At 68.6% G+C, this 22,841-nt stretch carries 22 protein-coding genes; 11 read left to right on the top strand and 11 right to left on the bottom strand.

The window, feature by feature from the left end; genetic code table 11:
• The first annotated feature begins 140 nt into the window (after positions 1–140).
• The 8 genes from ABD230_RS03910 to ABD230_RS03875 all read left to right on the top strand — a co-directional run bounded on the left by ABD230_RS03910 (position 141) and on the right by ABD230_RS03875 (position 9,151).
• Positions 141–998, top strand: a complete 858-nt coding sequence (locus ABD230_RS03910) for a carbohydrate ABC transporter permease (protein WP_344369595.1) — start codon at positions 141–143, stop codon at positions 996–998.
• A 1-nt stretch (position 999) separates the two neighbouring features.
• Positions 1,000–1,833: a carbohydrate ABC transporter permease gene (locus ABD230_RS03905; RefSeq protein WP_344369593.1), complete on the top strand. Its 834-nt coding sequence runs from the start codon at positions 1,000–1,002 to the stop codon at positions 1,831–1,833.
• A gap of 141 nt (positions 1,834–1,974) precedes the next feature.
• Positions 1,975–2,925, top strand: a complete 951-nt coding sequence (locus ABD230_RS03900) for an amidohydrolase family protein (protein WP_344369591.1) — start codon at positions 1,975–1,977, stop codon at positions 2,923–2,925.
• Positions 2,922–3,992 carry a sugar phosphate isomerase/epimerase family protein gene (locus tag ABD230_RS03895; RefSeq protein ID WP_344369590.1) on the top strand — a complete coding sequence of 357 codons (1,071 nt, stop codon included), beginning with the start codon at positions 2,922–2,924 and terminating at the stop codon, positions 3,990–3,992. Before ABD230_RS03900 ends, ABD230_RS03895 begins: the two co-directional genes overlap by 4 nt.
• Positions 3,993–4,059: 67 nt before the next feature.
• On the top strand, positions 4,060–5,451 hold the full coding sequence (locus tag ABD230_RS03890) for an FAD-binding oxidoreductase (RefSeq protein WP_344369589.1): 1,392 nt from the start codon (positions 4,060–4,062) through the stop codon (positions 5,449–5,451).
• A complete protein-coding gene (locus ABD230_RS03885; protein ID WP_344369588.1) occupies positions 5,448–6,515 on the top strand; it encodes a sugar phosphate isomerase/epimerase family protein in 1,068 nt (355 codons plus the stop codon). The genes ABD230_RS03890 and ABD230_RS03885 overlap by 4 nt, the downstream gene beginning before the upstream one ends.
• A 48-nt stretch (positions 6,516–6,563) precedes the next feature.
• Positions 6,564–7,847: an ABC transporter substrate-binding protein gene (locus ABD230_RS03880; protein ID WP_344369587.1), complete on the top strand. Its 1,284-nt coding sequence runs from the start codon at positions 6,564–6,566 to the stop codon at positions 7,845–7,847.
• A gap of 152 nt (positions 7,848–7,999) precedes the next feature.
• Positions 8,000–9,151 (top strand): M24 family metallopeptidase, encoded by a 1,152-nt coding sequence (locus tag ABD230_RS03875; RefSeq protein ID WP_344370112.1) that lies wholly within the window; start codon positions 8,000–8,002, stop codon positions 9,149–9,151.
• Positions 9,152–9,558: 407 nt separating this feature from the next.
• Here the strand turns inward: ABD230_RS03875 and ABD230_RS03870 are convergent, their stop codons facing one another.
• Entirely contained in the window at positions 9,559–10,554 is a 996-nt protein-coding gene (locus ABD230_RS03870) for a M20/M25/M40 family metallo-hydrolase (RefSeq protein ID WP_344369586.1), read from the bottom strand.
• 125 nt (positions 10,555–10,679) lie between these two features.
• Here ABD230_RS03870 and ABD230_RS03865 point away from each other — a divergent pair, with 125 nt between their 5' ends.
• Positions 10,680–12,152, top strand: a complete 1,473-nt coding sequence (locus ABD230_RS03865) for an NAD-dependent succinate-semialdehyde dehydrogenase (protein WP_344369585.1) — start codon at positions 10,680–10,682, stop codon at positions 12,150–12,152.
• Positions 12,153–12,278: 126 nt separating this feature from the next.
• Here the strand turns inward: ABD230_RS03865 and ABD230_RS03860 are convergent, their stop codons facing one another.
• The gene (locus ABD230_RS03860) at positions 12,279–13,874 is read right to left on the bottom strand and encodes a GMC family oxidoreductase N-terminal domain-containing protein (protein ID WP_344369583.1); all 1,596 of its coding nucleotides are present in this window, start codon (positions 13,872–13,874) and stop codon (positions 12,279–12,281) included.
• Positions 13,875–13,984: 110 nt separating this feature from the next.
• Here ABD230_RS03860 and mftE point away from each other — a divergent pair, with 110 nt between their 5' ends.
• A complete protein-coding gene (mftE, locus tag ABD230_RS03855; protein WP_344369582.1) occupies positions 13,985–14,770 on the top strand; it encodes a mycofactocin biosynthesis peptidyl-dipeptidase MftE in 786 nt (261 codons plus the stop codon).
• Here mftE and mftF read toward each other — a convergent pair.
• The 8 genes from mftF to ABD230_RS03815 form a co-directional block, all read right to left on the bottom strand.
• A complete protein-coding gene (mftF, locus tag ABD230_RS03850; RefSeq protein ID WP_344369581.1) occupies positions 14,735–16,201 on the bottom strand; it encodes a mycofactocin biosynthesis glycosyltransferase MftF in 1,467 nt (488 codons plus the stop codon). The genes mftE and mftF overlap by 36 nt on opposite strands.
• Before the next feature lie 18 nt (positions 16,202–16,219).
• On the bottom strand, positions 16,220–16,711 hold the full coding sequence (locus ABD230_RS03845; RefSeq protein WP_344369579.1) for a PPOX class F420-dependent oxidoreductase: 492 nt from the start codon (positions 16,709–16,711) through the stop codon (positions 16,220–16,222).
• A gap of 70 nt (positions 16,712–16,781) precedes the next feature.
• Positions 16,782–18,005: a pre-mycofactocin synthase MftD gene (gene mftD / locus ABD230_RS03840; RefSeq protein ID WP_344369577.1), complete on the bottom strand. Its 1,224-nt coding sequence runs from the start codon at positions 18,003–18,005 to the stop codon at positions 16,782–16,784.
• Between the two features lie 25 nt (positions 18,006–18,030).
• Entirely contained in the window at positions 18,031–19,326 is a 1,296-nt protein-coding gene (mftC, locus tag ABD230_RS03835) for a mycofactocin radical SAM maturase (RefSeq protein ID WP_344369576.1), read from the bottom strand.
• Positions 19,323–19,589, bottom strand: a complete 267-nt coding sequence (mftB, locus tag ABD230_RS03830; RefSeq protein ID WP_344369575.1) for a mycofactocin biosynthesis chaperone MftB — start codon at positions 19,587–19,589, stop codon at positions 19,323–19,325. The genes mftC and mftB overlap by 4 nt, the downstream gene beginning before the upstream one ends.
• Before the next feature lie 10 nt (positions 19,590–19,599).
• On the bottom strand, positions 19,600–19,719 hold the full coding sequence (gene mftA, locus ABD230_RS03825; protein WP_344369574.1) for a mycofactocin precursor MftA: 120 nt from the start codon (positions 19,717–19,719) through the stop codon (positions 19,600–19,602).
• Between the two features lie 66 nt (positions 19,720–19,785).
• Positions 19,786–20,220, bottom strand: a complete 435-nt coding sequence (locus ABD230_RS03820; RefSeq protein ID WP_344369573.1) for a nuclear transport factor 2 family protein — start codon at positions 20,218–20,220, stop codon at positions 19,786–19,788.
• A 10-nt stretch (positions 20,221–20,230) separates the two neighbouring features.
• Positions 20,231–20,599, bottom strand: coding sequence for a hypothetical protein (locus ABD230_RS03815; protein WP_344369572.1), 369 nt, complete (start codon positions 20,597–20,599; stop codon positions 20,231–20,233).
• Between the two features lie 189 nt (positions 20,600–20,788).
• Between ABD230_RS03815 and ABD230_RS03810 the strand changes: the two genes are divergently transcribed.
• On the top strand, positions 20,789–21,727 hold the full coding sequence (locus ABD230_RS03810; RefSeq protein ID WP_344369571.1) for an AraC-like ligand-binding domain-containing protein: 939 nt from the start codon (positions 20,789–20,791) through the stop codon (positions 21,725–21,727).
• 6 nt (positions 21,728–21,733) lie between these two features.
• Here ABD230_RS03810 and ABD230_RS03805 read toward each other — a convergent pair whose 3' ends face one another.
• Positions 21,734–22,774 carry an oxidoreductase gene (locus ABD230_RS03805; RefSeq protein ID WP_344369570.1) on the bottom strand — a complete coding sequence of 347 codons (1,041 nt, stop codon included), beginning with the start codon at positions 22,772–22,774 and terminating at the stop codon, positions 21,734–21,736.
• Positions 22,775–22,841: the final 67 nt, after the last annotated feature.

The raw sequence follows: 22,841 nt of genomic DNA, 5'->3' as shown, positions 1-22,841 counted from the left end.
TGAGCGACACCACCACCTTGGATTCCCCGGTAGCGCGGATCGCCCGCGAAGCGGCGATCACGAGCTCCCGGGAATCGGACGAGGGCCCCGCGTCGCGTACGCGGCGAGGAGCCACGCGATCGGCTCGGCCCCCCAGGCTCGTGTTCGGATCCTGGTGGTGGGCACTCCCCGGGGTCGTCCTCGTCGTCGCCGTGCACTATGTCGCCACCGCGGCGGGCGGAGTCTTCGCCTTCACGAATTGGAGCGGCATCGGCGGCTTCGAATGGACCGGTCTCGACAACTTCACCCGCATCATGCGAGAGCAGGCGAGCCTGCGGGCCGTCGGCAATACCCTGCTGCTCGCATTCGGCTCTGTCGTGTTGTCCAACGTCACAGGCCTGCTGCTCGCACTCGGCGCGAACCGCGTCGTGAAGACGCGTCACGTGCTGCGGCTGCTCTTCTTCATGCCCGTGGTGCTCAGCCCGCTCGCCGTCGCGTTCATCTGGAAGTTCGTCTTCGACTACGCCGGTCCGGTGAACGCGGTGCTCAGCTCCGTCGGCCTGGATGCGTGGGCGCGCGCGTGGCTCGGCGACCCGGCCACGGCGCTCTGGGCGATCCTGATCGTCCTCGTGTGGCAGAACACGGGGTTCGCGATGGTGATCTACATGGCCGGTCTCGCCGCGGTCCCAGGGGAGATCGAAGAGGCGGCGGCTCTGGACGGGGCGGGCCTCCGGCAGCGGTTCTGGCACGTCGTGCTGCCGTCGATCATGCCCGCTGTCGCGATCTCGACGACGCTCGGGCTGGTCAACGGCCTCCGCGTGTTCGACCAGATCCTGGCGCTCACCGGCGGCGGCCCGGCCGGCGCGACGGAGACGCTGGCGACCGCGGTGTACAGGCAGGCCTTCTCGCTCGGGGACTTCGGGTACGGAGCGGCGCTCGCGCTCATCCTCACCCTCATCATCCTGGCGCTCGCGATCACTCAGCAGTACCTGACCGGCGCGCGACACGAGGAGGACTGACATGTTCCGGTACACCAAGCTCACTCTGCTGCGTGAGATCGTCCTGTGGATCGTCGCGATCGCCTTCCTGCTGCCGTTCTACTTCCTTCTGACCACCGCGTTCAAGACGGACGCGGAGGTCTATGGATCGTCGCCCCTGGCGCTGCCTCAGTCCCCGGGGTTCGAAGCGTTTCTGGACGTGCTCTCGGCCGGGGATCGTGCTGTTCTCCGGGGGCTCGCGAGCAGTGTGCTGATCACTGCGGGCAGCATCGGCGGACTGGTGCTGCTCGGCTCGCTCGCGGGATACGTCATCTCCCGGAGAACGGGCAGGCGGAGCCGGGGCGCCTACTACCTGTTCCTGGTCGCGATCCTCCTCCCCACCCAGCTCGGTACCGTGCCGCTCTACATCGGTGCTCGAGCGCTCGGCTTGACCGGAACGATGTGGGGGATGATCGTGCTCTACACCGCGATGCTGCTCCCGCTGGCGATCTTCCTCTATGCGGGCTTCTTCCGCAGTCTCGGCACCGAGTACGAAGAAGCGGCGGCCGTCGACGGTGCGACCCGTGCGCAGATCTTCTTCAGGATCGTGCTGCCGCTGATGTCGTCTGCCACGGGGACGGTGGCGATCCTCGCCGGTCTCATCATCTGGAACGACTTCTTCACGTCGCTGATCTTCCTCGGCGGCTCCGAGAGTCAGACGCTTCCCGTCGCGATGTACTACTACATCGGCTCCCTCGTCTCGAGGTGGAATGCGATCTTCGCGATCGTCATCATCTCGATGATCCCGATCCTTGCCTTCTACCTGTTCGCCCAGAAGCGGTTCATCACCGGGTTTGCCGGCGGGCTGAAGGGGTAGTCGGGCGGTCCTCGCTCCCCTTGCATAAGCATCATCTATTCCTCACATCACTCACATCTCTTGCTTGGATATGACACTTCGAGTGAACGATATGGCATGTTGTATACCAAGCACCCGGACAATGTAGAGCGGAGCAGTCTGATGACGATCATCGACGTCCACCATCACCCCACGCTGCCAGGGCTCATCGCCCACCAGGAGCGGCGCGGACTGCCCGTCTTCCGTGGTGGCCCCGCCTGGAGCCCCGACATCGCGCTCGAGCAGATGGCCATCACCGACACCACGATGTCGGTCCTGTCGGTGCCCGCGGACCTGTCGTGGGCGGGCCGTGATCTCGGTGCAGTGACCGGTGACCTCAACGAAGAGCTCGCCGAAATCGTGCGGAACGCGCCCACTCGATTCGGCGCATTCGCCACGCTCCCGCTTCCCGACCCCGACCTGGCGACCGCCCACGCGGTCGCAGCGCTCGACAGTGGCCGCTTCGAGGGCGTTGCGATGCTGACGAGCTACCAGGGCGCCTACCTGGCACAGCCCGAGTACTCCGCCCTTCTGCAGGAGCTCGATGCTCGCGACGCGGTGGTCTTCATCCACCCCATTCTGGTGTTCGACGCGCCCGCTGGACTGCCGGGACCGCTGCTGGAGGGGACCTTCGACACCACGCGGGCGGTCACCGCACTTGCCGCCGCTGACGTGTTCGCGCGGTTCCCGCGAATCCGGTTCATCTTTCCCCACACCGGCGGCATGGTTCCGTACATCAAGTGGCGCATCGCCATGCACGCCCTGCAGGGTGGCGACTGGAACGTGCCCGTGACTGCCGAGGCGCTCGACGCTGAGATCCGCAAGCTGGACGGCCTCTACTACGACACGACGCTCAATCTGGGCCCGCTCCTCCAGCTCGAGCGCTCGGACCGCATCCTGTTCGGCACCGACGTGCCGTGGGCGAACGAGTCCATCCTGCCGCTCGAGCGCGAATACGCCACTCGGGTGCGCGACGGTTGGACGACGGAGCAGGTCGCTGCGGTGTCGAGCGAGAATGCCCTGCGCATCCTTCCCCACGCGGGTCGGCGCCTCGCTGCGGAGGTGTCTTCGTGACGCGGATCGGCTCCGACATCAGTCTCGCCCGCGTCGGTGATCTGTGGGGCCGCGGCCCGGCGCTCCTCGACACGCTGCACGCTCAGGGCCTCGAGGGCGTCAACATTCGCACGCTCACCGACCTGTCCCCGGATCTGGACGCTGCGGAGCTGGATTCCTTCCGCCGGCGCGCAGGCGAGCTCGGAATGTACGTCGAGATGGGCGTGGGCAAGATCAACCCCTTCATGACCGCGGAGTTGCCCGCGGTGCGGCAGCTGGGCGATGGGGACTACGTCGCCGGTATGGAGCGAATGTTCGCGGCGTGCGCCGAGATGGGTTGGACGACACTGTGGACAGCCTGTGCCGGGGTAAAGGAACACGCCGCGCCGTTCGACACCGACCGCGGCCGGCGAGAGGCGCCGTGGCCGGACCAGCTGCGCGCCATCCGTGCGCTGGTCGACAAGCTGCTGCCGGCCTTGCGCCACTTCGATCTGGTGCTGGGTATCGAGACCCATGAGGAAATCACCACGCACGAGCTCGTGCGCATCGTCGAAGACCTCGACGACCCGCATATCGGCATCTGCTTCGACCCCGCGAACCCGATCGCTCGCGGCGAAGACCCTCGCGCCGCGCTCGAGCGGATCGCGCCGTATGTCGTCAGCACCCAGTTGCGCGACATCCAGGTCTTTCCGTCGCCCTCTGGTACGGCGCTGACGCGCTTCCTGCGCCCGTGCGGCGACGGCCAGCTCGACTGGAACGAAACCCTCGGCATCCTCCTCGCGGCCAACCCAATGTTGAACCTCACCATCGAAGGCGTCGGCGGGTGGTCAGGACGCAGCGACGTGCCGACCGCCGACCGGTTCTGGCGGAGCCTCCACCCCGACCTGAGCGAGGACGAACTCGCGGCGCTCGGCGTCCTCGGCGCCAGGTCGGTGCGGGCATCGGCTGACGGCGAGGAGCCGTCGCTCAGCGCCCTCGACGTCTTCCGGTCCGACCAGCGTGCGGCGCATGACGCCTTCGTCGCCCGTTCCGCCGCGCATCTTCGTTCCGTGCTCGCGTCGCTCGCAGCATCCAACCCCTCCCGATAGGAGCATCATGTCCTCGACCCTTACGATCACCCCGATCACACAGCTCGCCGACGCGGTCGACTGCGTCGTGCTCTACCCGGGCTCGCCGGAGTACGACCTCGCCCGTCGACTCTGGAACGCCGACATCGACCGCCGGCCCGCCGCCATTGCGAGGGTTCGCAACGCCGAAGACGTGTCAGCGGTCTTGCGGTGGTCGACCACCAACGGCTACCCGATCACGGTCCGCAGCGGCGGACACAACCTCGCCGGCACTGCGGCGATGGATGGCGCGGTGCAGATCGACACACGGCTGATGAACGACATCCAGATCGACGAGGAGGCGGGGGTCATTCACGTCGGCGGTGGCTGCAACTGGGGCCAGGTCGATCGTGCCTGCGAGGGGACAGGACTTGTCGTGCCGGCCGGCGTCGTCTCGCACACCGGGGTCGCCGGTCTCACGCTCGGCGGCGGCTTCGGCTACCTCGCCCGCCAGCATGGCGCGACCGTGGACCACCTCGAGTCGATCCAGGTCGTGGTCGCCGACGGTGAGGTCCTGGAGGTGAGTGCGACCTCGCATCCCGACCTCTTCCGCGCGATGAAGGGAGCCGGACACAACTACGGGGTGGCGACGCGCTTCACGTTCCGCCCGCAGCGCCTGGCAGGCTTGGCCACCGTGCGGTTGGCGCTGTTCGCCGCGAAGGACCGCCGTGCGCTCATGCAGCGCTTCGCGCAGCGCGGCATCGGCATGCCGTCCGAGGTCGGCACCTACCTTCGGCTCTATCGTGCACCCGAGTTCTGGACGCAGATCCCCGCTGAGCACCGCGGCCAGCCCATCGTGTCGGTCGCAACCATCCGCTACGGCGATCCGGCCGACGAGCCGGCGGCCACCCTGCCGATCTTCGAGGGCTTCACGCCGATCTACGTCGACGTGCGGACGATGCCGCACGTGACGCTGCAGCACCAGACCGACGACGAGTTCCGCTACGGACTGCGCCACTACTGGAAGCACACCTTCATCGAAGAGCTCACGGACGACGTGATCGACACGATCATCGAGCAGGCCGACCTGTATCCCGGTCGCACGCTCAACTCCAGCGCGTACATCTCGCACCAGGTGATGTGCCCGTTCGAGATCATCGCCGGACCCGGCACGGCGCGCGAGCCCGGTGATGACGCACTGCCCAGCGGTCGCGTGCTGAACTACTCCGCCAACATCGGCGCTGATTGGGAGTACCCGTCCGAGAAGGCGCCGCTGGTGGAATGGGCGCGCGGATTCTCGGACGCGCTCGCGCCTTCCAACCGCGGCACGTACGTCAACTTCACCTCAGTGCAGGGCGACGACGCGGTGGCGCGGGCCGTCTACGGGGAGAAATACGAGGACCTCGCTGCCACCAAGCGCCGTTACGATCCCGAGAATGTCTTCCGCCGCGGACTGGTCGACCTGTCGGATCCCGGCGACGAGGCAGGCGCCGGCGCATGAGCGGCATCCGAGTCGGCACCGACTCCACGAAACTGCCGGGTGCGATGACCCACGACGCGATCTGGGTGATCGAACGAGTGGCGGAGCTCGGTCTGGACGGGGTGTTCTTCAGGGACATCCTCGACCTCAGCCGCACGCTCGATCCCGGCGAGCTCGCCGAGGTTGCCGCAGCGGCTCACGGGCGCGGGCTCTACCTCGAAGCGGGCGCAGGCAAGGTGAATCCGTTCGCGATGCCCGAGGACCCCGGGATGAGGGGCCTCGGCGACGGCGACTGGCTCACCGGCATGGCCCGCAAGCTCGAGGCGGCAGCCGGGTGCGGCATCCGCGAGGTGTGGGCAGCGACGGCGAACTACCAGTTCCGACTGCGCGGCCTCCGCGCGAGCGACCGATTCCGCACGGACGTGTCGTGGCCCGAGCAGCTGGCCGCCACGGCTCGCGTGCTTACCATGCTCGGCCCGATTCTGCGCGACCTCGGCCTGCACCTCAATCTCGAGACCCATGAGGAGATCTCGAGCTTCGAGGTCGTGCGGCTCGTCGAGGATGCCGGCCCGGACGCGTTCGGCATCACCTTCGACTCGGCCAACGTCGTGATCCGCGGCGAAGACCCCGTTGCCGCCGCCCGTCGCGTGGCGCCGTACACGCGCCAGACGCATCTGCGCGATGTGATGCTCGTACCCAATGAGCACGGGATCGGGCGGCTGATCGCGCCGATCGGCGAGGGCGTAATCGATTGGGACGGGATGCTGGCTGCCCTGGAGGCAGCGCCGGTGCAGAACTACTCGATCGAGGGCGTGTTCACCGGCATGCGCGAGCACCCCGGCGCCGAGATGTCGCTGTTCATCGGCGACCCCGAGTGGCGTGCGTCGCACGTCGACCTGACCGACGAGGAGCTTGCCTGGGCGCGGCGCCACGCCGACGCCCATGCCGACGCGGACGCGGGTCGCGAAGAGCTGTTGCGGGCCACGGTGACGGACGCTGCCGCGACGGCATTCATCGTCGACAGCGCGTCCAGCCTTCGCAGACTCTTCTCCACGAGGCGGCCGGAGCCGGCCTCGGCGGCCTGAACCCACAGCACCCGACCCCTGCGATCCAACTGACAGAAAGGCACGACCATGGCAAGACCACACGTATCGCGACGCATCCTCGCGCTCGCCGCCGCACTCTCCACCGGCGCGCTCCTCTCCGGATGCGCCGGCTCGGCCGGCGTTGGGGAGGGTGACGAGCCGCAGACGATCACTTTCGCATATTCCATCGCGGCCGACGCGCAAGACTGGTACGAGCAGCTCGCGCAGAGGTACATGGACGGTCATCCCGGTGTCACCATCGAGATCGAGAAGTACGGCCTCGACGGCTATCCGTCGTTGCTGAACACCCAGCTGAACGCTGGCAACGGCCCGGACGTGTTCTACGCCCTGTCCGGTACCGGCCAGAACCCCTCGGTCGGTCCGCTCGCCGACGCAGGCCTGGTGCTGCCGCTGGACACCGAGGTTCTCGAGGAGGCCCTGCCCGATGCGGTGCAGGCCGGTTGGATGTTCGACGGCACGTTCTACGGCGTGCCGACGTCTGTCCAGATCAACGGGCTCGTGATGAACGCGCCGCTGGCCGAGGAGTCCGGAATCGACTGGACCGCCGAGACGACCGTCGAGGAACTCGCGGCGCAGTGTCGGGCTGCCGCGGAGGACGGACTCGCCGTCCTCGGCCTGGCCGGCGCGGTGCCCACGGCACCCGCCATCACGGCGCTCGGCTTCGCTGCCAGCACGGTGTACGGTCCCGAGCCCGACTGGAACGACCAGCGTGCCGTGGGCGACACGACGTTCGCCGAATCCGAAGGGTGGCAGGAGGCACTCCAAGCGGTCAAGGACCTGTACGACTCCGACTGCATCCAGCCGGGCGCGGCGGGCGCCGGCTTCGACGCGCTGACGAACGGTGTAGCGGGTGGCACGATGCTTGCATTCGCTGCGCCGAGCAGTGCGAACGTCACACTGGCCAACGCCTCCGGCGGCGCCCTGAAGATGGTGGTGCTGCCCATGCCCGCGCCGGAGGGGCTCGAACCGAAGCTGCTGCTCACGAGCACCGACGGAATCGCGGGAAACGCCAAGACGAAGAGCCCCGAACTGGTCAAGGACTTCATCCAGTGGTCGGCCGAGCCGGAGCAGGCTGCGATGATGGCCGAGCTCCAGGGAACGCTCCCGCTGGGCGGCGACACGGCAGAGCTTCCGGAGGCCTACCAGAGCGCGCAGGCGCTCCTGACCTCGGACGGCACGCGACCGTACCCGCCCGTGGACTGGCCGAACGGCGCCGTGTTCGACGCGCTCGGCACCGGTATGACCGGCATCCTCACCGGACAGCTGACGATCCAGCAGGTGCTGGAATCGATGGACACGGCTTGGGGTTGACCCGCCCGGGGAGAGGGCGCGCCGACGTGCCCTCTCCCCGACCCGTTCCCGACGCTTCCCCAACAGAAATCACGGAGATGTCCCAGCCCCGAGGACCATTCCCTGGCCTGAGCCTGCGAGAGCGTGACCGTCGGTGGGCGGTCGTGCGCGAGATGATGGATGCTGAGGACCTCTCAGCCGTCGTGGCGTTCGGCAGCACGTTCGACCGCACCGATGTCTACCTCAGTGGGGAGGCGATCCCCGGCGGCATCGTCGTGCTTCCTCGGACGGGTGAACCCACGCTCATCACGGGAGTCGGCGCTGTCGCCCTGCTGAGGTTCGACGACCAAGGCGAGCGGCTGGCCGACTCGCGATGGATCTCGGACCTTCGCACCGGGCCGCCGCCGCTTCTCATCGCCCAGGCCGTCGGTGGCAGGGCTCGCGTCGGCGTGATCGGCCTAGGCGGTGCTTCGCCGTTCGGCGGCGGTATCCCGCACGGCGCTTGGGAGATGATCACGTCTGCAACGGCGGAGGTCGAATGGGTCGACATCACGCTGTCCTTCGCCCGCGCACGATTGGTGAAGAGTCCGGAGGAGCAGGAACTGTTCCGGCACGCGGCCGAGATCGGCGAGCACGCAAGCCGCGCATTCCTCGATGCTGCGCGCGTGGGTGCACGCGAGAGCGACGTGTTCGCAGCGGTCGAGGCCGAGATCACGCGCCGCGGCGGCCACAGTGCCGGGCCCGGGATGATCCTGCGCAGCGGCAATCCCGCCTTCGGCGGACCCATCGAATGGGGCTGGGCAGGCGGCGAGCCGCCGATTCTCCGTCCCGGCGACGCGATCGGGGCGGAGATCTTCGCGTGCTGTGCGGGACTGGAGACCCAGCAGCAGATGCACGTGCAATTCGGATCCGACGATATCCATCGCCGACTCGCGGACGCCGCGCGTGCCGCCTACCAAGCGGGCGTCGCAGCCACGCGCCCCGGCGTCATGTTCTCGGACGTCTACGCCGCGATGCACGCCGAGATCGTCGCCGCCGATGTCTGGAGCCGGCCACCGGTCATCCAGACCGTCTCACCCGGCCTGTTCAACAGCCCGATGTGGGTGAACGCACAGGGACGTGCCGACCTCGACGGTTATCCGATCCCGGGTGTCATTCCCGCCGACGGCGACTTCGAGCTTCGCGCCGGCATGACCTTCGCGTTCCAGCCCGCAGCCCTCCTCGGACTCCGTCAGGTGTGCGTCGGTGGAGCGGTCCTCGTGACAGCGGACGGATGCGAAGAGCTCAACGCGCTTGCTACCAGATCCCACGTCTTCGACGACTGATGCAGGCTCGCCGTCGTGCGGAGATGAGCGGCGGTCGCTGGGAAATCGATCGCTTCTCCCGGCGATGAACGAGAAACGAACGGTGGCGCGGCCGGTGGAGCGGGTCAATGCGCGAGCGGCCCTGCGGGAACGCCGGCACGTTCGCTCAGTCGGCGGAGATCCTCGCAGCGTGCGGCGGAGGGAACCGGGACGCATAATGCTTCGGTGCATGGCCGACCCTTCAGCTTCGGCCCGTCCGTGCATCCAGTTCGAGCACGAATCCGGTGTCGGCCTCTGACTCGAGAGGTCCTGGACGATGAGCGCGACCGGGCCCGTTGGCCATATCGGCATCGCCGATCCTCGCCGATTGTCCGTTTCGCGCAGTTGCTGACGCCACCCCCACCAACGCCGCCACGCTGCCACGCCTTTCAGCTGCGGTCGCGATCAACGTCGTGCGGGGATGGGGATGCCTCGGGGCTCGGGCGACCGGACGCACCAAGCTCGGCGCAGAACAGGGCGATGGCGCGAGTCCCGCGCTCGAAGTTGTCCTCGAGCAGCCATTCGTTCGGGGCATGCTCGTTGCTGCCCGGCTGCATGAACCCCATTGACATCACTGGAAGCCCGAGGGTTTCCGTCATCACGCCCAGGACCGGAAGACTGCCACCGCCGTGCAGCTGGACGGGTTCCCGCTCGAAGGACGTGCGGAGGGCCGCCAGAGCTGCGGAGATGGCGGGATGCTCCGCGTCCATGCGGGTCGGAGGGGAGAGGAGCTCGATCGTCGTCCGGATGTGCGTATCCGGCGGAGCTGCACGCTTCAGGTGCTCGACGACGAGGTGGGCGACGCGCTCAGGGATCTGATTGGGCACCAGTCTGATCGATACCTTCGCGCTTGCACGTGCCGGGATCACGGCTTTCGGGCCGGGACCGGTGAAGCCGGCATGAAGCCCATTGACATCGAGCGCAGGTCGACCCGTTCTCGATTCGAGAACGGACCACCGGGGGTCCCCGAAACTGGTGACTCCTGCCGACCTGCGGAAGGCCGGAGCATCGAACGGCGTCGCGGCGAGACTCGTCCGGACAGCGGGGTCGAGGGCCGCGACATCGTCGAGCACGCCCGGGATGGTGATCCGCCCGTTCCTGTCGACCAAGCCCGCGAGAACGTGTGCCAACGCATTCGCGGGGTTCTGCACCGCACCCGCGAAATTGCCCGCCAGCAATTCGCCGTGCCCGGTCTCCACCTCGATATGAAGGGAAACGATGCCTCGGAGGCTGGACGTGATCGCCGGCACGTTCCCGTCATGGAACCCGAGCTCGCTGACGACCGCGAAGTCCGCGCGCAAGCGGTGGACGTGCTCTGCGGCCCAGCTCCGGAACGTGGGCGACCCAGACTCCTCTTCGCCGTCCACGACGAACGTGATGTTCACCGGGACGCGCGGCGGGGTCGCACCGGCCGTCGTGGACGGGGAGTCGTGGCGAATCGCGGGTGTGAGATATTCGAAATCGTATACGATATGGAGGATCGGACGAAGGCGACTGACAGGAGACGACGGTGACCGAGAAGCGCGAGAACGAATTGCTGGCGAAGGTGCCGGGGCGTCTCTTCATCGGAGGTGAATGGCGTTCAGCGGTCGGCTCGCGAGAGTTGGACGTGAGCGATCCGGCAACGGGGGAGGTCGTGAAGGCGATATCCGATGCGTCGCCCGCCGACGCCAGGTCGGCGCTCGATGCGGCCGTGGCGGCGTTCCCGTCTTGGTCTCGCACGCCCGCGCGTGAACGGGCCGAGGTGTTGCGTCGCGCGTTCGACTTGCTGCAGGAGCGCAAGGAGGAGTTCGCGCTGCTCATGACGATCGAGATGGGCAAGCCCCTTGCCGAGGCGCGCAGTGAGATCGCGTACGGAGGGGAGTTCCTCCGCTGGTTCGGAGAGGAGGCCGCCCGCGTCCAGGGCAGGTACGGGTCGAACCCGGAGGGCACGGGTCGGATGATCGTCACACAGCATGCCGTGGGCCCCTGCTACCTGATTACGCCGTGGAACTTCCCGCTCGCGATGGCGACCCGGAAGATCGCCCCGGCGCTTGCGGCCGGCTGCACGGTGGTGATCAAGCCGGCAGCGCTCACGCCGCTCACCACCCTCTACTTCGTGAAGCTGCTGGAGGATGCCGGCGTCCCGCCCGGAGTCGTCAATGTCCTCACCACGAGTGCCTCCGCCGCGGTCTCCGAGGTGGTCATTCGCGACCCGCGGCTGCGGAAGCTGTCGTTCACCGGGTCGACGCCGGTCGGCGTGGCCCTGCTCGAGCAGGCCGCCAGCGGCATCCTGCGCACCTCCATGGAACTGGGAGGCAACGCCCCCTTCGTAGTGTTCGACGACGCCGACCTCGACAAGGCAGTGGAGGGGGCCCTCGTGGCGAAGTTCCGCAATGTCGGGCAGGCCTGCACTGCGGCGAACCGATTCATCGTGCACCGATCGGTTGCGGACGAGTTCGCACGGCGCGTGACGCAGCGTGTCGAGGAATTCAAAGTCGGACGAGGTACGGAGGAGGGCGTCGTGATCGGGCCGCTGATCGACGATCGCGCGGTGGCGAAGGCGTCCCAGCTCGTGCGGGACGCGGTGACGCGCGGCGCGACCGTCACCACGGGTGGGTCGGCGATCGACGGTCCGGGCACGTTCTACCAGCCGACGGTCGTCACCGGTGTACAGCCCGGCAGTGAGATCCTGCGGGAGGAGATATTCGGGCCGGTACTGGCGATCATCCCCTTCGACACTGAGGACGAGGCGATGAGGATCGCGAACGACACGGAGTACGGGCTCGTCTCGTACGTGTTCACCGAGAGCCTGTCGCGAGGACAGCGGATGATCGAGCGACTCGAGACCGGGATGATGGGGCTGAACGCCGGTGTCGTGTCCAACGCGGCAGCACCGTTCGGAGGCTGGAAGTCGTCAGGTCTGGGTCGTGAAGGTGGATTCGAGGGTATCCACGAATACCTGCAGACGAAGTACACCCTCACGGCGGACCCGTTCGCATGAGGTCGTAACCGCCCTGCGACGTACGTCCGTCGTGGCCGGTCAGTGCACCGCGGCGGAGGTACGACTCCGTGCGCTCGCGGTCTCGAACCGCCCAGCGCCCGCGACGTCGCCTGAGCGCGAGCACCGTCATCGGGGATCGGCGCCACGCATGAACTCCGCGATCCTCTCGCCGACGATGATCGCCGAGGCGAACGGACCCCTGGTCGGCACCCGCGGAAGGATCGACGTATCGGCGATTCGGAGGCCCGACACGCCATGGACTCGCCCCTCCCAGTCGACGACCGATCCGAGCGGCGCCGTTCCGCACAAATGGATGGCCGTGCCGAGATGGGCGAGCATCCAGGCGTTCAGTGCGTCGTCGTCTCCCAGCACGGCGTCGCTGAGTTCGGACAGCGAAGCGAAGACTGATGAGAATGCACGACTCTCGAGGAGGTCGACGGCCGTGCGAACGCCCAGCCTCGCGCGAGTGAGGTCGTGCGGATGCTGCAGGTACCGATAGTCGATGCGCGGTGGCACGTGCGGGTCGGGAGACTCCAGGGTGATCGTCCCCGTGCCGACGGGGGCCTGCAGGCCGACGATGAGCTGGAAGTCATCGCGATGCCGGATCTGCTCGGTCGCCCGGCGACGCGAGATGGCGGACAGGGCACTGAGCGTCCGGATGGGATGCCTGAGAGATGCGCCGAGCCCGGCGGCCAAGGGGTGCACCGAACCGGTCAGGAGATATCCGATGGGCTTGACCGCGAGGAGGATCTCGAGATCGCCTTCGGGCGCCGACCCGATCTCCGAGGAGAAGTTGAGCGCGGTGGGAAACGCGAACCGTTCATCCGGATCGAACACCGCCTGCTTCGCACGCCACCCGACGGGGATGTCGGGGTGGTCGGTGAATGCGCTCCCCACTGGAAGGTCGGCCACGACGGGTATTCCGAGCGCGCTGAGTTGAGCGCCGGGACCGACCCCGGATGCGAGGAGAAGGTGCGCCGTGCCGATGGCGCCTGCGGCCAGCACGACCTCGTCGCCGAAGACCGGGCCCGACGTCGTCTCGACCCCGATCGCCCTGCCGTCTTCGATCAGGACCCGCAGCACGTGGTGGCGACCGAGGATCTCGATTCGTGACCGCTCGGATGTGCCGAGGTACGCACGCGCAGTGCTGACGCGCTCACCGGCGACGATGTTCGAGGGCACCGGGCCGACGCCGATCGGCCCTGGGCGGTTCTTGTCCGGTTCCATGCCGAAGCCCAGCTCGGTCGCCGCGGCGATGAACGCTACCGCCGCGGGATTGGTCTGCGGCGGGCGGCTGATCGGCATCGGCCCGGCCGAGCCGTGCAGCGGCGAATCGGGGTAGTCGGCATCCGTCTCGATCCTGCGCATCGTGTCCAACAGCGCGGGGTACGACCAGTCGTCACCGCCGGCGGCCGCCCAGAAGTCGCAGTCGGTGGGGCGGGGGCGCACGAAGTACGAGCCGTTGATGGCGCTGGAACCACCGAGGATGCGACCACGCGCGATCGAGTAGGGCAGGTCGGGTGTCAGATGGCCCAGATGGGACCAGTTCGCCGGATGCCCCGGCATGGCCCCCTCAACGGTGGACGCGTCGCGAAGTTCCGCGGGTGGTGCGGACTCCGTCTCGCCCGCCTCCAGCAGGACGACCTCTCGGCGCGGGTCCTCGCTCAGACGCACCGCGAGGGGGATGCCCGAGGCGCCGGAGCCGACGACGAGCGTGCGCATCATCGATCCAGAGGGCGGCGCATTGAGTGATCGGCACAGGACGAGATGGGTACCATCGCGATACGCGCGGCATCCGTCACCCGCGCCCCGCCCGGAAGGAGCTTCCCGAGATGCCCGTTCGGACCGCTGCGACAGACCCCGTCGAGGGCGAAGGCGCGCAGCGCCCCCGCGCGCTGGTGGATCGACCCTGGCCGATCGTGGGCCGACCGGTGCTGTTCATCCCGGTGGGGTCCACGGAGCAGCATGGCCCGCACCTTCCCCTGGACACGGACACGGTGATCGCGGCCGCCGTCGCGGAGGAACTCGCCGAGCGTCGACGGGCGGTCGGCGAGGACGCCGTCGTGGCGCCGGCGGTGGGCTTCGGGGCGAGCGGCGAGCATCAGGCGTTCCCCGGCACGATCTCGATCGGAACGGCGGCCCTGGAGGCAGTGGTCATCGAACTGTGCCGATCGGCGACCACGTGGGTCGACCGCATCGTGTTCGTGAACGGCCATGGTGGGAACGTGCCTGCGCTGACCGCCGCCGTCAGCCGGGTCCGCGTGGAAGAGGATCGTGACGCGGCCTGGCTCTCCTGTGTCCCGCGCGAAGGCATCGACGAGACCGATACGCACGCGGGCCGGCTCGAGACCTCGGTCATGCTCCACCTCGAACCGATGCGCGTTCATGAGTCCGCCATCGAGCGCGGGGTCACCGAACCGCTTCCCGACCTGATGCCGAGCCTTCGGGCGGACGGCGTGTCGGCGGTCTCGCCGAACGGCGTCCTCGGTGACCCGACGCACGCGACTGCGGCCGACGGCGCGCGCATCTTCGAGTCGATCTGCGATCGGGCATGGCACCTCGTCCGCGGTGGGCATGTCGATTCAGCCGGCCGACTCATGGGTGCTCGCCCGGCGTGATCGAACGCCGGCTCGGCGTGAACTGCCGGTACGGGCGAGGGAGGGCAGGAGCGCCGCGATGCTCCGGCCGCGAATGACGCTGGCCCACACGCCGGCGCCGTAGGCGAGGTCGTCGAGTCGACGGGCCGCGGCGAAGCGGATGGGATCCAGACTGGGCCGCAGGCGGAGGTACTCCCATGTCGAGTCGAGGATCGCTGCGGCGATGACGAGTCGGCGCGCGCGTCGCGAAGCCGTCGCGGCGACCGCGAAGGCCGGCCACCAGTGGCGGAGGACGAGCGCCGTGCCCTGGCCCACCATCCCGAGCACGCCGTACGAGGTCAGTTCGGCCGACAGGCGCCATGGGTGCGCGGTGTGGCCGACACGTCGGGCGATCGAGACGAGTGCGGTGGCGACGACGCCGCCCGCAGCCCAGGCCGCCCATGGACGTTGCACCGAGACGAGTGCCAGCGCGGCCATGCCCCAGCCCGGCAGGACCGCCGGTGCGATGTCCCGAGGATGGCGGGTCGCCAGTGGGTGCGCGCCCGTCCCGTAGAAGTACTTGCGCCCGAGCCACGCTCTCATCGTCTCGCGGGGTGCGTGCTGGACGACCGCGTTCGGCTCGAACCGCACATGCCGGCCCTCGCCGACGAGGCGCCAGACCAGGTCGACATCCTCGCCGACGCGCATCGATGCGTCGAACCCCGGGCCGAGCTCGGACACCCTCGCGACGAGACAGGTGCTCGAGACCCACGCGACTGGTGTGCGGGGGCGTACGAGGGCTGGATCCGGCCCGAGGTCCAGAGATGAACGCGCGCCCTCGTATCGGGCGATCCAGCTGGAACGTGGCGTTGCCGTGCTGATGACCCGGGGTGCGGCCATCGCCAGACGTCGGTCCGCGAAGTGACGGAGGAGCAGTTCGAGCGCCCCCGGCTCCACTTCCACGTCCGAGTCGATGAACGCGACGAACGTGGTGGTCACGATTCCGAGACCGGCATTCCGTGCCGCGGCCGGTCCGGAATTCGTGTCGAGGCGAAGGAGACGTGCGCCGTGCTCGCGCGTGACCGCCGCGATGGCATCGCCGTTCGGTGACGCATCATCCACGACGATCACCCCGGCGACCCGGTGCGGGAGGCTCGCGAGGAGACGCCCGAGCGCTGCTGCTCGCTCGTACACCGGGATGACGACGGTCAGGCCGTCGAGGGGGACTTCGGGGAGTGTCGTCGCCGCAGGATTCCCCAGTCCGGACTCGATCAGGTGGGTTCCCAACCGTGACGTCACGGCGTCGGTGACGACCAGGTCGCCGTCGACGATGCCGCTCCGAGCTGCGTGCGTGAGTCGCGCCACCCTCGTCGGCACGCCTCCGACCAGCACCCGTCCGCGGTCGCGCACCTTCGTGCGTCGCGCGAGCCGCACGGTCGAGCCGATCGGCACGCTTTCCGCGGGGGTGGTCATCGCTGCCTCCGGCAGGTCTCAGTTGAACGTCGAGACGCGATTCGGCTTGACCACGAAGAGGCTGCGGATCTCGCCGCTCGGCGCCCGCAGGGTGTACGCATCGGTGCCCATGTAGGACTGCGCCATGGTGTCGATGCACGAGGTGGCTCGGTGTCCGTGCTCCGCGTCGTCCTCGTCCACGATCTCGACCACGGTGCCCTGGATCGAGATGTAGTGGTACTGGTTGTCAGGATCGACGACGCACAGCGAGACCTGGGGTCGAGCGCGCAGGTTCCGATCCTTCAGTCGACCGCGTGCGCTGTTCACGAGGAGGTTCTCGCCATCGTGCAGCAGCCAGATCGGTGACAGCTGGACCGTGCCGTTGGCGTTCAGCGTCGCCATGACTGCGGGGTGGGGCTCGTCGAGAAGTCGCCGATGATGCTCGGGCAGGTCGGCGATCCGCCCCTCTCCCTTGGCGGTCACCGTGAACGCGTCGTCGGTTCCGGGCGTCACCACTTCGCCGATCTTCATGAGGTCTCCTTGGGGTGTTCGTCGGTTGTGGGGGTCGTACGGGTGGAAGTGCGTTCGAGCGTCGGTGCGGTCACGCCCGGCGCACCTTCGTGCGGGTCGGCGCCTCCTGCTCCGCGCCTAGGGGTCGTTCGAACCCCTTCGGAATCCAGAGGTCGGCTCGGCCCAGTTCGTGGATCGACGCGTGGCCGAGTCCGAGAACTGCGGAGTCGAGGCCCATGCGAAGCAGGTCGAGGACGTTCTCCACGCCGGTCTGTCCGTTCGCGGCGAGGCCCCAGAGGTACGCCCGTCCGATCATCACCGCGCGCGCGCCGAGGGCGAGTGCCTTGGCGACATCGCCCCCGCGTCGGATTCCACCATCCATGAGCACCTCGAGCTGATCCCCGACGGCGTCGGCGATCGGTGGGAGGCAGCGGATGCTCGCAGGGGTCGTGTCGAGGTTGTTCCCGCCGTGGTTCGAGACGCTGATCGCATCGGCGCCCGCATCGACGGCCCGTTTGGCATCGTCGACCCGCGTGACGCCCTTCAGCATGAACTTCCCGCCCCATTCCTTGCGCAACCACTCGACGTCCTCCCAGCTGGGCGGCGGGGTCTGCATCCACTCGTAGTAGGCGCCGAAGAACGTCGGTGCCGCGCCGCCGGGAGGCTGGAGGTTCGGCGCGGTGAGGTCGGGAATTCCGGCCTTGGCCCAGTCCAACAGCCAATGCGGCCGGACGGCGACCTCGGGCGCGAGCCGGATCATCGACTTCACGTCCATCTTCTCGGGGATCTCCGGGCTGCCCCAGTCCCGGCCGATCGAGAAGGACCAGTCGAGCGTCGCGATGAGCGCCTTGGCGCCCGCTGCGCGGGCCCGGTCCATGCGCTGGACCATGTCCGCCTTCGAGCCGGTCCAGTAGAGCTGGTAGAACGTGTTCTCGTTCGCGGCGGCGACGTCCTCGACGGGCTTGCTCGCGAACGAACTGAGGCCCATGATCGTGCCGCGCGCGGCGGCGGCGCGCGCCACCGCCAACTCCCCGTCCGGGTGGACCGCCTGGACGCCGGTGGGGGAGATCAGCACCGGGAGCGAGATCGGGATGCCGAGCACGCTCGTCGCGAGGTCGCGGGGCGACTGGTGGCCCGCGACGTGCGGGGCGAACTCGAGTTCGGCGAACGCATCGGTGTTGTCGCGCGGGGTCGTGCCGCGCTCGGAGCCGGCGACGAGCGCCGCGTACACCGATCGAGGAAGTCGCTTCTCAGCACGACGCTGCGCCTCGCGGACGGTCTCGAACCACGGGTTCTTCTTCCAGGGCCAGTACATGGGATCCTCTCTGATCTGCGGGTGCTCAGTTCGTGCGTTCAGCGCTCGGCCGGGAGCCCGACCGGGCGGATGCCTCGGGGTGGAAGCCGGCGAGGGGATCCTCAGCGCAGGCGCTCACGGGTGGGGCACTCAGGTCCGCTCGACGCGTGAGGGTGAGCCGCACCGGGCCCATACCGGTCCGGGGGCGGGGCGGACTCGTGCGGTGGGAGTGGTCGCCGGAGTGCTTCGGCAGACCCGAGGCATCCGCGCGCTGCGCGAGGAGCTGCTCGCCGTACCCCTGCACGCATTCCGGGTCGGGGCCGTCGAGCGGCAGTCCGGTGAAGAACTTCGCCGCCATGCACCCGCCCTTGCACGTGTCGAAGAACTGGCACGAACTGCACGCGCCACCGGACTGCGGCTGGCGCAACCGGGCGAACAGCTCCGACCCGCGCCACACCCCGGTGAACCCGCCGGCCTCGCGGACGTTGCCGGCGAGGAATTCCTCGTGGATCGCGAACGGGCACGCGTAGACGTCCCCGACCGGGTCGATCAGGCAGACCACCCTGCCCGCACCGCAGAGGTTCAATCCGGGCAGTGCCTGCCCGTACGCGGAGAGGTGGAAGAACGAGTCGCCGGTGAGGACGTCCTCACCGTGCGCGAGCAACCAGTCGTACAGTTCCCGCTGCTGCCCGGGAGTGGGGTGCAGTTCGTCCCACACGTCCGCGCCGCGACCCGACGGTCGCAACCGGGTGAGCCGGAGTTGCGCCCCGTATCGGTCCGCGATCGCCTTGAACTCGTCCAGCTGCGGGATGTTCTGCCTCGTGCAGACCACGGAGACCTTGAAGTTCCGCATGCCCGCGTCCGACAGGTGCTGCATGGCGCGGATCGCGGTCGCATAGGAACCCGGCCCGCGAACGTGGTCGTTGACCTCCGCGGTCGCGCCGTCGAGCGAGATCTGCACGTCGACGTAGCCGTTGGCGGCGAGGCGCTGCGCGATCTCGGGCGTGATCTTCACTCCGTTCGTGGAGAACTTCACCCCGACGTGGTGGGCGGTGGCATAGTCGAGCAGTTCCCAGAAGTCGCTGCGGACCGTCGGCTCGCCGCCGCCGATGTTCACGTAGAACACCTGCATCCGCTCGAGTTCGTCGATGACGGCCTTGCACTCCTCGGTCGTGAGTTCGCGCGGATCGCGGCGGCCGCTGCTCGAGAGGCAGTGCACGCATGACAGGTTGCACGCGTACGTGAGCTCCCATGTCAGGCAGATCGGGGCATCCAACCCCCGCTCGAAGTGGTCCACCAACCGCAGCGGTGTCGGGGGCGGTGCAGTATCCACGAGGCTCATGCGGTCCTCTCCTCGATCATGTGCGATGCGGCCAGGGTCTCGAGTGCGCGCAGGTAGGTCGCGCGATTCTCGGCGGCCACCCCCGCGCGGTCGCACGCGGCGATCGCGTCGGGTGCCTGCAACAGCTCGTCCACCACCCGCACGAGCGTGCGATCCTTCAGGAACGAGAGCTTTCGCGTGCCGAAGTGGTAGAGCAGCGCGCCGAACGGCTCGGGCCGGACCGAGACCTGCGGATGCAGCCGCCACTGTGCGGAGGGATCCACCGTTCGCTCCTCAGTAGACGCCGCACATGCCGTCGATCGAGACCTCCTCGACGAGGACGTCCTCGACGACCACGGGTGCGTCGACGGTCTCGGACTGGTCGCCGTGGCCCTTGTCGTGCTCGGGGTTCATATGATGCTCCTTCTCTCCAGGCCCCGGGTGTGCGGGGGCGTCCGTGTCGCGGCGGCTGCCGCCTGCTCAGAACGTCGTCTCCAACTCGAGGGACTTCTCGGCGATCAGCCAGCCGTCCGAGGTGCGCACGACGGCGTCCGTGTACGTCCCGACCGTCTTCACCGTGGCGGTGCCGCCCTCGACGGCCGACACGATGACGTAGGACCGCACGATGGCGTGGTCCGCGTCGATCGGCTCGATGCGAACGTTCGTGATGTGGTGCCGGCGGATGTCGCTCTGCTGCGCCTTGAACGACCGGATCTGCGCCACGATCGCGTCGGCCCCTTCGTGCGGGCCATACGTCGTGCCACCGGCGACACGCATCACGTAGGTGGCACGGTCGGTGAAGCAGGCGCGAAGCGAGGCGAAGTCGCGGCGGTCGTGGTGCATCCCGTAGCTGCAGGTGAGATCCTCGATCTCGAGTCGGTCGATCGCCGACAGATGATCCGTGCTGAACGTCATCACGCGTCGCTCACGCCGCCGCGACCGCCGCCGCAGCGGAGGCGCGGTGGTCCATCTCGGTCGGCTCCCAAACGCCCTGCGGGACGTCCGGGCCGGACGCCAGTGTGGCGTCGTCCCACGAGATCAGGTCGGTGGTCTCGTCGATCAGGTCGACCCATTCGCGGGACAGCATGGCCAGGGACGCGGCCTTCGCGGTCCGGAAGCGGAGGACGCAGGCGCCGCCGGCCGTGCCGTCGGCGCCGACGGCCGCGGACTGGCGGCTACGGACGAGTCCTGGGATGCATGCCACGAGCGAGGAGTGCACCGATGCGTACAGGCGCTCGAAGTGCTCCCGGTCGACGCCGGTCGCAGCGGGTGCGGAGATCAGCAGATCGTACATGTCAGGCTCCATTGCCTTGCGATGTGTGGACTGGGTCGAGTATCCCGAGGTGCGCACGCAGGTTCGGGGGTCGTGCAGAAAATGCGCACTGTTCTGCACTCAGTGCAATTGAACTCGCCCCAGCGGGTTCGCCGCCTCCGCGGCCTCCCGAGGTGGAGGGACACCGGTGCCGCGTGGGACGATGGGTGGATGGACCCAATGCGGATCCAGCACGCCGACGAGTGGCAGCGACGCATCAGCGAGTCGTTCTTCCCACTCGCGCTGAGTGCCGCCCCTGACGGGTTCCACGCCACGATCCGGACGACCGACCTCCCGCGCGGCATGCGCATCTCCGAGGTGCACGTCGGCCGCACGCAGGTTCGCCGCACCGAGCGACAGGTGCGGACCCAGCCGTCCGACCATGTGCTCGCCCTCTTCCAGTACGAAGGCCACGCGATCGTCCGGCAGGCCGATCGGGAGGTGCACCTTGAGGGAGGCTCGGCGACGATCGCCGATCCGACCGAGCCCTACGACGTCACGATGACCGGCGATTCGCACCAGATGGTGTTCCTCGTTCCGACCGCGGCGCTGCGCGCGGCAGGCGCCGATATCAGCGTCATCCGCACGAGGCTGCTCCCCGGCACCTCGCTCTCGGTCCGCAGCCTCTCGGCGCTCGCGAGCTCGCTCGTCGCAGCGGACGTGGATCCCGCCGAGGCGGAGGGCATCGCCGCGGCGGCGTTCGATCTGTTTCGGGGGGCGCTGAACAGCGTGGGAGCGCTGGAGGCCCCCACCCGCTCCCTCACGCACGAGGCCCAGCTGCGCGTCATCAAGGACTTCATCGAGGCGAACCTCGGCGATCAGGAGCTCGACCTCGAGCTCATCGCACGCGCCCACCATGTCTCCGTCCGACACCTCGCCGACCTGTTCGCGCCGGAGACGCCCGGGGCGTACATCCGCCGCGCGCGGCTCGAGCGGGTCTATCGCGACCTGACGGACCCGGCGTTCGCCACCATGACGGCGCAACAAGTGTCCGGACGTTGGGGCTTCGCCAGCTACTCGACGATGCTGCGCGCCTTCCGGCGCGAGTTCGACGCGTCGCCGGCGGACGTGCGTGCCGTCGGCCTGCCCGGCTCCCGGAAGGTGCCGTGAGTGCGGTCAGAAGCCGCGTTCGTAGGGACCGGTCGCGCGCGCATAGGTGGGGATGGCGAGTGGGAGGTCGATTCCGGCCTGCTTCGCCGCGTGCAGTGTCCAGTGGGGGTCCCTGAGCAGGGCTCGACCGACGAACACGAGGTCGACGGCGCCTGAGGACACCAGGTAGTCCGCGAGTTCAGGGCTGCTGACCGATCCCACGGTCGCCGTCGCGACGCCGAGCGCGTCCTTGAGGCGCCGCGCATGGTCGGCCTGGTACGCCGGATACACCGTCCCCGCATAACCGGGAGTGATGTTGCCGGTGGAGATGTCGAAGAGGTCGACGCCGGCGTCGACGAGTCGTGAGGCGACCCAGGTGGCCTCCTCCTCGGTCAGCCCGCCGGGGACGACGTCTTCGGCGGACAGTCGGACGAACAGCGGCACGGACTCAGGGATGGCGTCGCGGATCGCGGCGACGACCTCGAAGACGATCCGGGCCCGGTTCGCGATCGACCCGCCGTAGTCGTCCTCCCGCGTGTTGGCGATGGGAGAGAGGAACTCGTGGAGCAGGTAGCCGTGCGCGACATGGAGTTCCAGGCAGTCGAAGCCGGCGCGGACTGCGCGTTCGGCGGCCGCGCGGTAGTCCTCGACGATCCGAGCGATCTCATCGGGCTCGAGGGCGTGCGGAACGGAGAAGTCCGAGTACGGCAGCGCGCTCGGGGCGACGATCCGTTCCTGGGCGGTCGACTTGCGACCCGCGTGGGCCAGCTGGACACCCGCCTTCGCTCCATGCGCGTGGGCGAACTCGGCGATGCGCGCGATGCCGGCGATCTGGCCGTCCTCCCATAGCCCGAGGTCGGACGTGCTGATGCGGCCATCGGGGGAGACGGCGATGACCTCGGTCATCACCATGCCGACGCCGCCGAGGATCCGGGCGCCGTAGTGCACGAGGTGCAGGTCGGTCGCCGTGCCGTCGGGACCGGCCATGTACATCAGCATGGGCGACATCACCACGCGGTTGGGCACGGTCATGCCCCGGATCGTCAGGGGTTCGAACAGCACGCTCATCGAACGTCCGTCCAGGAGGCGCGGGGGCCGGTCGGCGTGTGCATCGGTGCTCTCCGTTCGTCCCTGC

This window comes from Agromyces tropicus (assembly GCF_039531345.1).
Lineage (GTDB): Bacteria > Actinomycetota > Actinomycetes > Actinomycetales > Microbacteriaceae > Agromyces > Agromyces tropicus.
The sequence above is the reverse complement of the archived record's forward strand: the minus strand, read 5'-3'. Positions and strand labels throughout refer to the sequence as shown.

What these genes read in the sequence shown, in the direction of transcription:
- ABD230_RS03885 (WP_344369588.1), top strand. Translation starts at nt 5,448, where the DNA reads ATGAGCGGCATCCGAGTCGGCACCGACTCCACGAAACTGCCGGGTGCG.
- mftF (WP_344369581.1), bottom strand. Translation starts at nt 16,201, where the DNA reads ATGACCACCCCCGCGGAAAGCGTGCCGATCGGCTCGACCGTGCGGCTC.
- ABD230_RS03815 (WP_344369572.1), bottom strand. Translation starts at nt 20,599, where the DNA reads ATGTACGATCTGCTGATCTCCGCACCCGCTGCGACCGGCGTCGACCGG.
- ABD230_RS03875 (WP_344370112.1), top strand. Translation starts at nt 8,000, where the DNA reads ATGATGGATGCTGAGGACCTCTCAGCCGTCGTGGCGTTCGGCAGCACG.
- ABD230_RS03845 (WP_344369579.1), bottom strand. Translation starts at nt 16,711, where the DNA reads ATGAAGATCGGCGAAGTGGTGACGCCCGGAACCGACGACGCGTTCACG.
- mftD (WP_344369577.1), bottom strand. Translation starts at nt 18,005, where the DNA reads ATGTACTGGCCCTGGAAGAAGAACCCGTGGTTCGAGACCGTCCGCGAG.
- ABD230_RS03805 (WP_344369570.1), bottom strand. Translation starts at nt 22,774, where the DNA reads ATGAGCGTGCTGTTCGAACCCCTGACGATCCGGGGCATGACCGTGCCC.
- mftA (WP_344369574.1), bottom strand. Translation starts at nt 19,719, where the DNA reads ATGAACCCCGAGCACGACAAGGGCCACGGCGACCAGTCCGAGACCGTC.
- ABD230_RS03880 (WP_344369587.1), top strand. Translation starts at nt 6,564, where the DNA reads ATGGCAAGACCACACGTATCGCGACGCATCCTCGCGCTCGCCGCCGCA.
- ABD230_RS03820 (WP_344369573.1), bottom strand. Translation starts at nt 20,220, where the DNA reads ATGACGTTCAGCACGGATCATCTGTCGGCGATCGACCGACTCGAGATC.
- ABD230_RS03900 (WP_344369591.1), top strand. Translation starts at nt 1,975, where the DNA reads ATGACGATCATCGACGTCCACCATCACCCCACGCTGCCAGGGCTCATC.
- ABD230_RS03810 (WP_344369571.1), top strand. Translation starts at nt 20,789, where the DNA reads ATGGACCCAATGCGGATCCAGCACGCCGACGAGTGGCAGCGACGCATC.
- mftE (WP_344369582.1), top strand. Translation starts at nt 13,985, where the DNA reads ATGCCCGTTCGGACCGCTGCGACAGACCCCGTCGAGGGCGAAGGCGCG.
- mftC (WP_344369576.1), bottom strand. Translation starts at nt 19,326, where the DNA reads ATGAGCCTCGTGGATACTGCACCGCCCCCGACACCGCTGCGGTTGGTG.
- ABD230_RS03905 (WP_344369593.1), top strand. Translation starts at nt 1,000, where the DNA reads ATGTTCCGGTACACCAAGCTCACTCTGCTGCGTGAGATCGTCCTGTGG.
- ABD230_RS03860 (WP_344369583.1), bottom strand. Translation starts at nt 13,874, where the DNA reads ATGCGCACGCTCGTCGTCGGCTCCGGCGCCTCGGGCATCCCCCTCGCG.